A 12766-nucleotide genomic window follows, 5' to 3' on the forward strand; every position below is an offset into this window, starting at 1 on the left:
GCCTACGCACCAACGAAGCCAGCCACGGCAAGGATGGCAGTAAGGCTGGCCGTCATGCCCGACACGCTGGCGGTCTTCTCGACATCGATCCACTCGGCGAGAGAATGCGCCCGGCCGCCGGTGCCGCCCGAACCGATCTTGATCGCGGGTATGCCGAGGCTCATCGGAATATTCGCGTCGGTCGAGGAGGCCTCGTGCCTGGGCGCAAAGCCATGGGCCTGAAGGGCTGCCGTCGCAAACTGGACGATATCGCTGTCCATCGGCGTGTTGCCGGCGGGACGATCGCCCAGCGTCCTGATGTCGACGGTGATAGCGCCTTCACTGGTCGAGCGGGCCGTGTTCTCCTGTTCCACCGCCGCGGCCACGATCGCGCGGCAACGTGCGTCGAGCCTGGCAAGCTGCTCAGCCGATTCCGACCGGAGGTCGATGTCGATCCATGCCTCCTCGGGGATAGCGTTCACCGATGTGCCGCCGCCGACAATGGAGGCGCAGAATGTGGTGCGAGGCGTTTCCGGCACCTCGATGCGGCCGAGTTCGACGATCGCCTGCGCCATGGCATAGATCGGGTTCACGATCCCGAACGCCTTGAAGCTGTGTCCGCCCGGCCCGTTGAACCGGACGGAGTAGCGTTTCGAACCGACTCCGCCGACGACGATGTTGTCCACCTGCGGACTGTCGACGGTGATGAACGCCTCGATCTGATCGCGATACCGCCCCTTGGTGAAGAGATGGCGGACGCCACGCAGGTCGCCGAGCCCTTCTTCGCCGACATCGCCGACGAACAGAATATCGTTGCGGGTTCGGATGGAGGCGGCATCCAGCGCGCGAATGAAGGCGAGCAGGACGGCAAGGCTGCGGGTGTCGTCGCCAATTCCCGGAGCGTAGAGCTTGGTGCCCTCGCGGCGCACGGTGACGTCGGTTCCTTCCGGGAAGACCGTGTCGAGATGCGCGGCGACCACGATCAACCCGCCATTGCCGGTGCCGCGCCTGACGCCCATGACATTGCCGATCTCGTCCTGCTCCACATCCTCGAGACCATGCGCACGCAGCATCTCGAGATAGGCTGCGGCGCGCCGGTCCTCCTTGAAAGGTGGGGACGGAATCTCGGTCAGGGTGACGATGTCGGCAACGGTGCGGTCGTGATCGGCTGCGAGCTTTTCGACCGCCGCCTTGAAAGCGGGATGGCGGGTGATCGCGGCGATTTCGGAGGCGTGGTCGCGCTGCACTGGCATTTCCCCATCATGCGGTCGGCTTGCTACAACGCAAGCTGTGCCGGCGGCCTCGGCGCGGCGCAAGGGCTCGTGGCGAACATCCGGTCTGCTTTTGTGACGATCGGAGAGCCGATCATGCGTGCTCGTCTTTCGGCTTCCAGGGCTCGTCGCGGCGCAAAGAAAAAGGCCGGCATCGCTGCCGGCCTCTTCCAGATCAGTCAGGCAAAACCGCTCGAGCAGCCTTGATATCAGGCAGCTTTGGGCTCGGCAGCGGCGAGCGCGCCCTTGACCGTCTCGACCACGGCGGCGAAGGCCGCAGCGTCGTCGATGGCCATGGCCGACAGGGTCTTGCGGTCCAGCTCGAGGCCGGCCTTGTGCAGGCCGTTGATGAACATCGAGTAGACCAGGCCGTGCTCACGCACCGCAGCGTTCAGGCGCTGGATCCAGAGCGCGCGGAACGAGCGCTTCCGATTCTTGCGGTCGCGATAGGCGTATTGCATCGAGCGATCGACGGCCGCCTTGGCGGCGCGGATCGTGTTCTTGCGGCGGCCATAGAAGCCCTTGGCGGCCTTGAGTGTCTTCTTGTGCTTGGCATGGGACGTTACGCCCCGTTTCACGCGAGCCATGTGATGATCTCCGGAAGGTTAGGGGGCGTCAGCCGTTGGGGAGGAAGTACTTCTTCACGTTGGCGGCGTCGCCCTCGAAAAGAACGTTCGTACCCCGGTGATTGCGGAGCTGCTTGTTGGTCCGCTTGATCATGCCGTGACGCTTTCCGGCCTGGGCGTAGAGCACCTTGCCGGTTCCGGTGATCTTGAAGCGCTTCTTGGCGCTCGACTTCGTCTTGATCTTGGGCATTTCAGCTCCTCATTGGTCGCGGACGCGCGAATTGCGCCGCTTTCAGTTTTGCTTGTTCAAGAAGTGCTCTTGGGGAAGCAAAGATCGATCGCCACGGCAGCCCTTATCAGCCGGGCGATCGAAGGCCGCGCGTATGACAGAAAAGCCGCGCTATGGCAAGCGCGCGACAAGGGCTCCGCGACAAGCCGCTTGACGATATCCGGGGAACGAGCGCCAACACGTCACGACAACGTCTCACAGGGCTCGCTAAGAAGCCCACTCTACCAGAGAGGAAACATCATGCGAATTTCAGTGGCCGGATTCCTTGCCGGCATCGTCCTGAGCACGGTGGCCAGCGCGCCTGCCCTCGCCCAGTCGACGCTCGACAAGATCAAGCAACGCGGCCAGATCATCTGCGGCACCAGCGAGGGCGTTCCCGGCTTCTCCCTGCAGGACGCCAGCGGCGCCTGGAAGGGCTTCGATACCGATATCTGCCGCGCACTCGCAGCCGCCATCTTCAACGACCCCGAAAAGGCCTCCTACCTCTCGCTCTCGAGCAAGAACCGGCTGGTGGCGCTGCAGAGCGGCGAGATCGATGTGCTGGCCCGCACGACGACCTGGACCCTTGGGCGCGATGTCGGCCAGGGCCTGACCTTCACCGCCGTCAACTACTATGACGGCCAGGGCTTCATCCTGCGCAAGAAGCTGAATGTCGCCAGCGTCAAGGACCTCAACGGCGCTTCGATCTGCGTCGCCCAGGGCACGACGACCGAGCTCAACCTCGCCGATTACGGCCGCACCCACGGCATCAAATTCGAGACCGTCGCTTTCGCGACGCTGGAAGATACCGTGCAGGCCTATGAGGCGGGGCGCTGCGACGCCTATACCACCGATCTCTCGGCGCTGGCTGGAACGCGCAGCCGCCTGAAGGCCCCTGACGAGCATGTCCTGCTCGGCGAGGTGATCTCGAAGGAGCCGCTCGGTCCCTGGGTCCGCAAGAACGATCAGGCCTGGTTCGACATCGTGCGCTGGACGGTCTTTGCCCTGGTGAACGCCGAAGAGCTCGGCGTCACCCAGGCCAATGTCGCCGAGATGCTCAACTCCAAGAACCCGGAAATCCGCCGCCTGCTCGGAGCCGAGGGCAAATTCGGCGAGGCGCTCGGCCTCAGCAACGACTGGGTCGTGCGCATCATCAAGGCCGTCGGCAATTACGGCGAGAGCTTCGAGCGCAATTTCGGGGTGAAATCGGGCATCAACCTGCCGCGCGGCGTCAACAAGCTCTGGACTGCTGGCGGGCTGCTATTCGCGCCGCCGATCCGCTGACGGCACGACGACAGGGGGGCGGGAGATCCAGTATCGCCCCGCCCCTCCGATTCTCGGTGACCGCTTGATCATTTCAGCCCGCATCCTGAGGGAAGCTCAAACAGAGGTCTCTCTCAGCGGCTCTAGACCCGGAAGAAGTCGATGAACGCCCTGAGCGCCGGCCGCATCTGGCGGCGGCTGGGATAGTAGATATGGAAGCCGTCGAAAGGCGGGCACCAATCTTCCAGCACGCGCACCAGCCGGCCGTCGGCGAGGGCATCGCGAACATAGTCCTCGAACACGAAAGCGATGCCGGCGCCATCGATGGCGGCCTGCACGATGAGGCGATCCTCACCCAGGATCAAAGGCCCCTCGACCGGCGGCTCGATGGCGACGCCCTCCTTCTCGAACTCCCAGCGATAGATCACACCGCTGGAGAAGCGGAAGCGGATGCAGCGATGAGCGGACAGGTCCTGCGGCCGCTCCGGCCTGGGCCTGCCTTCGAAATAGGAGGGTGCAGCGACCGCCGCACCCCGCATCGAAGGCCCGATGCGAACGGCGATCATATCGCGCTGCAGGCTTTCGCCGAGCCTGATGCCTGCGTCGAAACCACCCTCGACGACGTCGGAAAACCGGTCCTCGATCACGATCTCCAGCACGATCTCGGGGAAGGCCGCGGCGAAGGCGCCGAGCTTCGGCGCCAGCACGGTATGAGCCGCCGTGCGCGGCACGGTCAGCCGGAGATTGCCAGCGGGCTCGTCTCGGGACGCGACCGCCGCCTCCAGCGCAAGATCGATTTCCAGCAGCGCCGGGCGCAGCCGCTCCAGCAACTGGGCTCCGGCTTCGGTGGGCGCGACGCTGCGGGTGCTGCGCGCCAGCAAGCGAACGCCCAAGCCGGTCTCCAGCGCCGACACCGCATGGCTGACGGCGGAGGGAGCGATGCCGAGCTCCTTCGCCGCGTCGCGAAAGCCGCCATTGCGGGCGACCGCCGCCAGGACGGCCAATTGCGAGAGATGACTGCGGCTCATTGCTCTATTTAATCGATCAAGCCGTGCACATTCAAGGCGATTATCGAACGACGCCAGCGACGCTATCTCAACCTCATCACAGCAGAGGAGCCCGTGATGAAAACCCGCAAGCTTGGAACTGAACTGAGCGTCTATCCTGTCGGCCTGGGCTGCATGGGGATGAGCTTCGCCTATGGCGGCCAGGAAGAGAGCGCCGCCATCGCCACTTTGCGCCGCGCCGTCGATCTCGGCGTGACCCTGTTCGACACGGCCGAGGTCTACGGCCCCTATGACAACGAAATCCTGCTCGGCAAGGCGCTGAAGCCCGTCCGCGACAAGGTCGTGATCGCCACGAAATTCGGCTTCAGCATCAGCCGGGATGGCGAGGGGCCGGCGCGCATGACCGGCGTCGACAGCCGGCCGGAGCACCTCAAGGCCGTCGCCGAGGCTTCGCTGAAGCGGCTCGGCGTCGATGTCATCGATCTCTACTACCAGCACCGCGTCGACCCTGCGGTGCCGATCGAGGAGACGGTCGGCGCGATGGCGGAACTCGTCCGCGAAGGCAAGGTCCGCGCGCTCGGCCTGTCCGAGGCGAGCGCCGCGACGATCCGGCGGGCACATGCGGTGCACCCGATCGCCGCCGTGCAGAGCGAGTATTCGCTGTGGAGCCGCGAGCCGGAGGCCGATGTATTCCGGGCCTGCCGGGAGCTCGGCATCGGCTTCGTGCCCTACAGCCCGCTCGGTCGCGGCCTGCTGACGGGGGCGATCCGCAAGCCCGACGAACTCGCCGCCGATGACTGGCGCCACACCTTGCCCCGCTTCCAGGCCGAGGCAATGGCGGCCAATGCGGCCATCGTCGACGCGCTGGCGGCGATCGCGGCCCGCAAGGGCGTGACGACGGCGCAGCTGGCTCTGGCCTGGGTGCTGCATCAGGGCGATTTCATCGTGCCGATCCCCGGCGCGCGGAAGATCGCAAACCTGGAGCAGAACGTGGCCGCCGCAGAGATCGTCCTGACCGAAGCGGACCTCGCCGCGATCCATGAAGCCGTCTCTCCCGAGCGCGTCGCGGGCAAGCGCTATACGGACGCGGCACTGGCGCTCGTCGACGGCTGACAAGGGCGCAATGGCGGGAGCGCGCGGCCGCGCCACTCCCGCCAGGCTTGCGTCCGGCGCGCCCTAAGGGCTTTATCGTGGTCCTGATCACGCCGCTCTGCCTTGCCCGCCCAGGACGTCTTGCCCGCCCATGACCACGCCCTGCATCATCACCGTCGCCATCACCGGCTCGCTGCCGACAAAGCGCGACAACCCGGCCGTACCGATCTCGATTTCCGAGCAGATCGAATCCACGCAGGCCGCTTTCGAGGCCGGCGCGACCCTGGCGCATTGCCATGTCCGCAATGACGAGGGTGCGCCGACCTCCGACCCCGAGCGCTTCGGCCGTTTGCTGGAAGGCCTGCGACGGCATTGCCCCGGCATGATCGTGCAGTTCTCCACCGGCGGGCGCTCCGGTGCGGGGCGCGAGCGCGGCGGCATGCTCTCGCTGAAGCCCGACATGGCCTCGCTCTCGACCGGCTCCTGCAATTTCCCGACACGCGTCTATGAGAACAGCCCCGAGCTGGTCGACTGGCTGGCCAGCGAGATGCTCGAGCATGGCGTCAAGCCGGAGATCGAGGCCTTCGACCTTTCGATGATCTTCAAGGCGGTCGAGATGAGCATCGCGGGTGCGATCAAGGGGCCGCTGCATGTGCAGTTCGTCATGGGCGTGAAGAACGCGATGCCGGTCAACCGCGGCGCCTTCGAATTCTACATCGCGACGCTGAAGCGGCTCGCGCCCGATGCGACCTGGACCGGCGCCGGCATCGGCCGCGACCAGATAACGCTCAACCGCTGGTCGCTCGAGCTCGGCGGCCATTGCCGCACCGGGCTGGAGGACAATGTCCGGCTCGACCGCGACACGCTCGCGCCGTCCAACGCTGCGCTGGTGAAGCGCGTGGTCGATCTCTGCCCCGAATACGACCGTCGTCCGGCGACAGCGGCCGAGGCACGCGCCCTGCTCGGCCTCGCAGCCTAGATCAGTTTTCTATTTTAGCGCGTTTTTTTCACGCGAACCGGTGTCCACTTCGCTCGAAAACCCTCCAAGGCGCTATTCGGCAGCGCGCAGCAGCGTCGGAGCGGGCTCGCCGTCGAGCCGCGCGCCGAGCCTGTCGACGTCGAGCAGCATCAGCATGCCGGCCGGCGCCCCTTGCGCATCGCGCGCGGCGACGACGCCGAGCGCGGGGACTTCCTGCTTCGCGGTCAGGTCCCGCAAGGGCTGCAGTTCCGAGACCGGGATTTCCGGTATCGGGCCGAGCGAATCGACGATGAGCCCGAGCGTCCGGCCGGCCGCGCGCACGATGACGATCTGCTGATCCTCAGCGGAGCCATCCGGGATGCCGAGCAGCCGCGCCAGGCGCAGCACCGGCACGGGGTCGCCCTGATGCAGCTTGTAGCCTGCGAGCAGACCGTCTTCCGCCTGCTTGGCAGAGGGCTTCAGGCCGGCGAGATCGACGGCCTCGACGACATCGCGCGCCTTCACGCCGAGCCAATGCCGGCCGATTTGGAAGGTCGCGGCCTCGAAGGCCTCGACGCCGTCAGGCAGCCGGCGCGCCGCGATGGCATTGGCTGCCGCGCTCGACGGCCGCGCCCCGGCATCAGAGGCGATATCGCCGAGCGGCACGACGCAGAGCGCCACCACATCGGCATGATGCCCGTCGCTGGTCTTGTATTCGCGATAGCCCTTGGACAGCGCCGCGCCGACCGCGACATGCCTGCCCTCGAATGTTCGGATTCCGGCGAGATCGCCCTCATTGGCCAACCCTTGCGGGTCGATGACGATCGGGCTCGGTGCGCCCACAGCGAAGCGCGGCTCGGTCGAGGAAATGATGCGGCCATCGCCCGCCACGAACAGCGTGAAGGCGCCGGGCAGCGCCGCGCCGGCCTCATCGGCCGGCAGGGAATCCTGCAGGATCGCGCCGAATTGCGGCGTCGAGTCGAAGACGATCGCAATGCCGCCGACCGACTTGCCGCCAACCACCTTGCCCCCAGCCGGAGCCTGGACGGCGGCCGTATAGATCAGGGTCGATGCCTGCCCATAAAGCGGCGAAGGCTCGAAGCCCGACACCGCATAATGCTGGCCCGAGCGCAGCGCCAGGGTCCGCTGCACCCATTCCGCTGCCAACGTCTCGCCGACCAGATGCGCCTCGGCCGGCTGCGAAACCGCAACGACGACGCCCTTGGCGTCGAACAGGATCAGGTTGCTGTAGACCGTATAGAGCGAATTGATCGTCGCCAGGATCTCGCCGCAATGCCGCGCGCCCTCCGGCGTCGGCTCCGAGAGCACCCGTGCGAAGGTCGCGTTCAGCGCCCACCAGCGGCAATCATTGGCGCGCTCATAGAGGTTGCGGTCCATGACATCGATGGCGAAGGCCGCGCGCGAGCGGCATTTCTCCATGATCGCCGCGACCACGGTGCGGTGGAGATCGCCGATCGAGGCGTCGAAGACGGCCTGCGTCCTGCGGCCGGCATTGGAGATTTCCCAGAGCAGGATTTTCGAAAAGGCGGCATTGGCGGCCGTCGATCCGGCCTGGCGGATCGAGCCGTTCCAGACCGAGCGGTTGAGGTCGCGCTGGATCATCGCGGCCTGGCGCGAGACCGTGAGCAGGTCCTCCGAGAACAGGTCGGAATGACCGGTCACCGCCGCGAGCAGGCCATCGTCGATCCGTGCGCCGAGCGCGCCGTCGCCCTGAGTGAAGGCAGCCTCCAGCGGCAGCAGGCCGAGCCCGATCCAGCCCGGCCCCATATAGCCCTGATAGCCGGAGCTGCGGCAGGCAACAGCGAGATATTGCCGGCCGCCGAGCTTGAGCACGGGCTCGCGCCCCTGCAGCGCTGCCGGCGACAGGGCAAGCCCCGCCGGCAGTTGAATGGCGCAGGAGCCGGCGATGACCTCGCCCTGCGGCGTGGCGCAGCCCAGGATCGTCCAATCATCCTCCGGCAGCAGCTTGCGGAAGATCCCCGCCATCTCGTCGGCGAGGCGGAAGACCAGCACGAGCACGCCGAGCGGGCGCTTGGCGCGGTCCTCGACGCGCCAGGCATAGACCAGCGACTGCGCCTCCGAGACGAAATCGACCACGCCGTAATGCTCGACATAGGCGCCGCTCGAACTCAGCGCTTCCTGGATGATGGCGTGCCGCACCGTCTCAGCCGGATGGGGCTGGAGCCTGGCCCGGACCGCACCCTCGCAATCGACCAGGACGATGTCGGAATAGACCGAATATTTCGCGACATAGTCGCGGAAGCGCGCCTCGATCGCCTCGCGGGCAGCGGGCGTCGGCGTCGCCTCCTCCAGCATCTCGCGGATATCGGTGTCGGCCGCGAGGAAGCCGATATCGGCCGTGCGCTCGAAGAGATTGCGCACCAGCACGTCGATGGCGTTCTGCGCCTTGGTCCTGAGATCGCTGACGACCTTGTCGCGCGTCTCGATGGCGAGATGGTTGAGCAGGCTCGCAGTCAATTCCTCGAAGGCGGAGCGTGTGCCCGACATCTCGGTCGCGTTGCCCGAGAGCTGGCCGAGCAGGGTCAGCGTATCCCACGACGCCTGCAAGCGATCGAAAACCTGCCGATAGTCGTCGATCGCATGCATGTGGCGGATGATGCCCGCCAGCGAAGGATCGATCGCAATTCCCTTGTGTAGCGTCTGCAAGGTTGGGCTCTTCCATTCGCGCCAATGGCCGCCTGGGCGAGACCCGGCGGCCGAGAAAAGGCTGAACTCAACGCAACCGTTCCAGATCGAACCAAATCATCTGAGCGGCCGATTCGCACCAAGGTCGCCCTGCCCGCAGCGCTCAAATTTGCGGCAAATGCAACGATCATTCACAGGGCGCGCGGCCGGCCGGGCGCAAAGCGCTCCACGACGCCGGCAAGCCGCCTCGCGCTGCGCTTTGTGCAGCCCCCCGCCGGGCTGCTCGCGCCTCGGACCCAATACTGCGATGCGGTCTGCATTGGAATGCATCATTCGTTTCATATGATAATTTAAGAATCATCTGTTTCATTCCATCGCGGATCCCGCTATGATCCCCGCCATGGATCAGATCGGCGTCGCCACCGCCCTGGATGCGCAATTCGATGAGCTGCCTCCGCAGCTGCAGGCGGTCGCGCGCTGGGTGCTCGATCACCCCGCCGATGTCGCCTTGCTGACCACGCGCGAGCAGGCGCGCCGCGCCGGGCTTGCGCCCGCGACCTTCACGCGGCTGGCGCAGCGCCTTGGCCTTCCCGGTTACGATGCCCTGCGAACGGCTTATGCCGCCTCGCTGCGCCAGCGCCCCGACGGCTTCGCCAACCGCGCAACCGAATTGCTCGAACGTCATGGCGACGAAGGCGACAGCGCCATCGCGCAGGACATGTTCGCGGCCCTGGCCGAGCATGTCCGAGCCTTGCGGGCGCCTCAATCCGTCGCCTGCCTCGAACGCGCGGCCGTCTTGCTGGCGAATGCGCGCAGCGTCTTCTGCTTCGGGCTGCGCTCGGCTTTTCCGGCCGTCTATATGTTCGATTATATCCGCACGCTGATCGGCGCGGAGTCGGTCCTGGCCGACACGGCCGGCGGGCGCGGCATCGACGCCTTGCGCCGGATCGGCCCGGGCGACGTGCTCTTCGTCATCTCGGTGTCGCCCTATACGCGCCTGACGCTCCAGGCCGCCGCCTATGCGCGCGACAAGGGCGCCTCGATCGTCGCACTGACCGACAGCGCGCATTCGCCGCTCGCCGCACTCGCCGACGAGACCGTTCTGGTGCGCACCGAGACGCCCTCCTTCTTCCACAGCATGACGCCGGCCTTCGCAGCAGTGGAATGCCTGGCGGCGCTGATGACGGCGAGGCGCGGCAAGCCGGCGCTCGACGCCATCGCTGCCTCCGAGGCCCAACTCGACGCCTTCTCGACCTTCGAGATCCCTCGCCGCACCAAACGGAGACCCTCATGAGCCATGTGCTTCACCGCAGCGTCAACGGCGCCTATTCCGTCGCCGTCGGCGGCAAGGGCGTCATGCTCTACGACGCGCAGGGCAAGAGCTATATCGACGCCAGCGGCGGCGCGGCGGTCTCCTGCCTCGGCCATGGCCATCCCGACATCGTTGCCGCAATGCATGCCCAGATCGACAAGCTGGCGTATGCCCATACCAGCTTCTTCACCTCGGAGCCGGCCGAGGAGCTGGCGGAGCATCTCATCGCGCGCGCACCGAAGGGTCTGAGCAACGTCTTCATCTGCAGCAGCGGCTCCGAGGCGATCGAGGCCTGCCTGAAGCTGGCGCGGCATTATTTCATCGAGACGGGCGAAAGCCGGCGGACCAACTTCATCTCGCGCCGGCAGAGCTATCACGGCATCACGGTCGGAGCGCTCTCGGTCGGCGGCCGCATGAAGGATCGCGCGCCATTCAAGGAGATGCTGCTCACCGGCCACCATATCGCGCCCTGCTACCTCTATCGCGACCGGCGCACCGACGAGACGCCCGAGCAATACGGGCTGCGCGTCGCCGACGAGCTCGAGGCCAAGATCCTGGAGCTCGGGCCCGACACCGTCGCGGCCTTCGTCGCCGAGACGGTCGTCGGCGCGACGCTGGGGGCCGCCACGCCGGCGCCCGGCTATTTCAAGCGCATCCGCGAGATCTGCGACCGCCATGGCGTGCTGCTGATCCTCGACGAGGTGATGTGCGGCATGGGCCGCACCGGCACGCTGCATGCCTGCGAGCAGGAAGGCATCGCGCCCGATCTGATGGCGATCGCCAAGGGGCTGGGAGCCGGCTATGCGCCGATCGGCGCGATGCTGGCCTCGGGTCGGATCGTCGACGCTATCCGGCAGGGCTCCGGCGCCTTCCCGCACAGCCAGACCTATAACGGCCATCCGCTCGCCTGCGCGACCGCGCTCGCCGTGCAGAAGGTGATCGAGCGCGACGACCTGCTCGCCAATGTCCGGCTTCAGGGCGACCATCTGGAACGCCGCCTGAAGGAGCGCTTCGGCAATCATCACCATGTCGGCGACGTGCGCGGGCGCGGCCATTTCTGGGGCATCGAACTCGTCGCCGACCGCGCTTCGAAGACGCCCTTCGAGGCCAACCTCAAGCTCAACGCCAGGATCAAGCAGGCGGCGATGGCGCGGGGCCTGATGGTCTATCCGATGGGAGGAACCGCCGACGGAACCGCCGGCGACCATGTGTTGCTGGCTCCGCCCTTCATCGCCGACGCAGCGGTGATGGACATGATCGTCGAACGGCTCGGAGAAGCCGTCGATGCCGCGATCGCTGATGCTCTCTAGCGTTCCGCGAACCACCCAAACCATAAACAGGGGACTATCCATGAGATTGAAACAATGGCTCATCGGCGCGGGCCTTTGCCTCGCCGGCGCGTTCTCCGTGACGGCGGCGAACGCCCAGACCTCGACGCTGGAGCGCGTCAAGGCGCGCGGCGAATTGATCTGCGGCAACCACATCGCCCTGCCCGGCTTCGGCCTGCAGGGGCCCGACGGGCGCTGGGACGGGCTCGACATCGATCTCTGCCGCGCCGTTGCGGCGGCGATCTTCAACGACCCCAACAAGGTCCGCTTCGTGCCGACGACACCGCAGATGCGCTTCGTCGTGGTGCAGGCCGGCGAGGTCGACATGCTCGCCCGCAATGCCACCTACACGATGTCGCGCGACACCTCGCAGGGCATGTCCTGGCCGATCATCAATTATTTCGACGGCCAGGGCTTCATGGTGAAGAAGGCGCTCGGCGTCACCGAGGCGAAGGGGCTGAACAGCGCCTCGATCTGCGTGACGCAAGGCACGACGACCGAGCTCAACCTCGCCGACTTCTTCCGCTCCAATAACCTGAAATACGAGATCATCGGATTCTCCACCAATGAAGAGGGCGTCAAGGCGCTGGAGGCCGGGCGCTGCGACGCCTTCACCACCGATTCCTCGGGGCTCGCCGCCGAGCGCCTGAAGTTCTCCAAGCCGGACGATTTCGTCATCCTGCCGACCCTGATCTCGCGCGAGCCGCTCGGCCCCGCCGTCAAGCGCGGCGACGAGAGCTGGGTCGCCCTGGTGAAATGGGTGCACTACGCCATGCTCAACGCCGAGGAGTTCGGCGTCACCAAGGCCAATGTCGACGAAATGCTGAAATCCTCGAACCCCGAGATCAAGCGCCTGCTCGGCGTCGAGGGCAAGTTCGGCGAGGGCCTCGGCCTGACCAACGACTGGGCCTATCGCATCGTCAAGCATATCGGCAATTACGGCGAGAGCTTCGAGCGCAATGTCGGCATGGGCTCGAAACTGCAGCTCAAGCGCGGCCTCAACGCGCTGGCCTCGCAGGGCGGGCTGCAATACCCACATCCGGTCCGCTGACCGC

At 66.2% G+C, this 12766-nt stretch carries 12 protein-coding genes; 7 read left to right on the plus strand and 5 right to left on the minus strand.

Annotated elements, in window-relative coordinates; translation table 11 throughout:
- Positions 1-2 precede the first annotated feature (2 nt).
- Positions 3-959, minus strand: a complete 957-nt coding sequence (locus tag CYD53_RS22565) for a M20/M25/M40 family metallo-hydrolase (protein WP_245928384.1) — start codon at positions 957-959, stop codon at positions 3-5.
- Here CYD53_RS22565 and CYD53_RS30555 point away from each other — a divergent pair.
- Complete coding sequence (locus CYD53_RS30555; RefSeq protein ID WP_210202410.1) at positions 945-1457, plus strand: hypothetical protein; 513 nt, start codon at positions 945-947, stop codon at positions 1455-1457. The genes CYD53_RS22565 and CYD53_RS30555 overlap by 15 nt on opposite strands.
- Before the next feature lie 2 nt (positions 1458-1459).
- Here the strand turns inward: CYD53_RS30555 and rplT are convergent, their stop codons facing one another.
- A complete protein-coding gene (rplT, locus tag CYD53_RS22575; RefSeq protein ID WP_092169395.1) occupies positions 1460-1837 on the minus strand; it encodes a 50S ribosomal protein L20 in 378 nt (125 codons plus the stop codon).
- Positions 1838-1865: 28 nt separating this feature from the next.
- On the minus strand, positions 1866-2066 hold the full coding sequence (rpmI, locus tag CYD53_RS22580; RefSeq protein ID WP_066609790.1) for a 50S ribosomal protein L35: 201 nt from the start codon (positions 2064-2066) through the stop codon (positions 1866-1868).
- A gap of 276 nt (positions 2067-2342) precedes the next feature.
- Between rpmI and CYD53_RS22585 the strand changes: the two genes are divergently transcribed.
- Entirely contained in the window at positions 2343-3368 is a 1026-nt protein-coding gene (locus CYD53_RS22585; protein ID WP_425428333.1) for an amino acid ABC transporter substrate-binding protein, read from the plus strand.
- A 122-nt stretch (positions 3369-3490) separates the two neighbouring features.
- Here the strand turns inward: CYD53_RS22585 and CYD53_RS22590 are convergent, their stop codons facing one another.
- Positions 3491-4375, minus strand: coding sequence for a LysR family transcriptional regulator (locus CYD53_RS22590; protein ID WP_103720342.1), 885 nt, complete (start codon positions 4373-4375; stop codon positions 3491-3493).
- Between the two features lie 96 nt (positions 4376-4471).
- Between CYD53_RS22590 and CYD53_RS22595 the strand changes: the two genes are divergently transcribed.
- Positions 4472-5467, plus strand: a complete 996-nt coding sequence (locus CYD53_RS22595; RefSeq protein ID WP_103720343.1) for an aldo/keto reductase — start codon at positions 4472-4474, stop codon at positions 5465-5467.
- 130 nt (positions 5468-5597) lie between these two features.
- Positions 5598-6425: a 3-oxoadipate:acetyl-CoA acetyltransferase gene (locus CYD53_RS22600; protein ID WP_103720344.1), complete on the plus strand. Its 828-nt coding sequence runs from the start codon at positions 5598-5600 to the stop codon at positions 6423-6425.
- 72 nt (positions 6426-6497) lie between these two features.
- Here CYD53_RS22600 and CYD53_RS22605 read toward each other — a convergent pair whose 3' ends face one another.
- Entirely contained in the window at positions 6498-9092 is a 2595-nt protein-coding gene (locus tag CYD53_RS22605) for a chemotaxis protein CheW (RefSeq protein WP_103720345.1), read from the minus strand.
- Positions 9093-9471: 379 nt separating this feature from the next.
- Here CYD53_RS22605 and CYD53_RS22610 point away from each other — a divergent pair, with 379 nt between their 5' ends.
- Genes CYD53_RS22610 through CYD53_RS22620 form a run of 3 tightly spaced genes read left to right on the plus strand, consistent with a single transcriptional unit; the run spans position 9472 to position 12762 of the window.
- Positions 9472-10365, plus strand: a complete 894-nt coding sequence (locus tag CYD53_RS22610; RefSeq protein WP_181011982.1) for a MurR/RpiR family transcriptional regulator — start codon at positions 9472-9474, stop codon at positions 10363-10365.
- Positions 10362-11693, plus strand: a complete 1332-nt coding sequence (locus CYD53_RS22615) for an aspartate aminotransferase family protein (RefSeq protein WP_103720347.1) — start codon at positions 10362-10364, stop codon at positions 11691-11693. Before CYD53_RS22610 ends, CYD53_RS22615 begins: the two co-directional genes overlap by 4 nt.
- A gap of 40 nt (positions 11694-11733) precedes the next feature.
- Positions 11734-12762 (plus strand): amino acid ABC transporter substrate-binding protein, encoded by a 1029-nt coding sequence (locus tag CYD53_RS22620; protein ID WP_103720348.1) that lies wholly within the window; start codon positions 11734-11736, stop codon positions 12760-12762.
- The last annotated feature ends 4 nt before the right edge of the window (positions 12763-12766 follow it).

This window comes from Allobosea psychrotolerans (assembly GCF_002917105.1).
Taxonomy (GTDB): domain Bacteria; phylum Pseudomonadota; class Alphaproteobacteria; order Rhizobiales; family Beijerinckiaceae; genus Allobosea; species Allobosea psychrotolerans.

Bases quoted from the DNA above. Each gene is read 5' to 3' on its own strand.
- CYD53_RS30555 (WP_210202410.1), top strand. From the start codon at position 945: ATGCGCGGCGACCACGATCAACCCGCCATTGCCGGTGCCGCGCCTGAC.
- rplT (WP_092169395.1), bottom strand. From the start codon at position 1,837: ATGGCTCGCGTGAAACGGGGCGTAACGTCCCATGCCAAGCACAAGAAG.
- rpmI (WP_066609790.1), bottom strand. From the start codon at position 2,066: ATGCCCAAGATCAAGACGAAGTCGAGCGCCAAGAAGCGCTTCAAGATC.
- CYD53_RS22590 (WP_103720342.1), bottom strand. From the start codon at position 4,375: ATGAGCCGCAGTCATCTCTCGCAATTGGCCGTCCTGGCGGCGGTCGCC.
- CYD53_RS22595 (WP_103720343.1), top strand. From the start codon at position 4,472: ATGAAAACCCGCAAGCTTGGAACTGAACTGAGCGTCTATCCTGTCGGC.
- CYD53_RS22600 (WP_103720344.1), top strand. From the start codon at position 5,598: ATGACCACGCCCTGCATCATCACCGTCGCCATCACCGGCTCGCTGCCG.
- CYD53_RS22610 (WP_181011982.1), top strand. From the start codon at position 9,472: ATGGATCAGATCGGCGTCGCCACCGCCCTGGATGCGCAATTCGATGAG.
- CYD53_RS22615 (WP_103720347.1), top strand. From the start codon at position 10,362: ATGAGCCATGTGCTTCACCGCAGCGTCAACGGCGCCTATTCCGTCGCC.
- CYD53_RS22620 (WP_103720348.1), top strand. From the start codon at position 11,734: ATGAGATTGAAACAATGGCTCATCGGCGCGGGCCTTTGCCTCGCCGGC.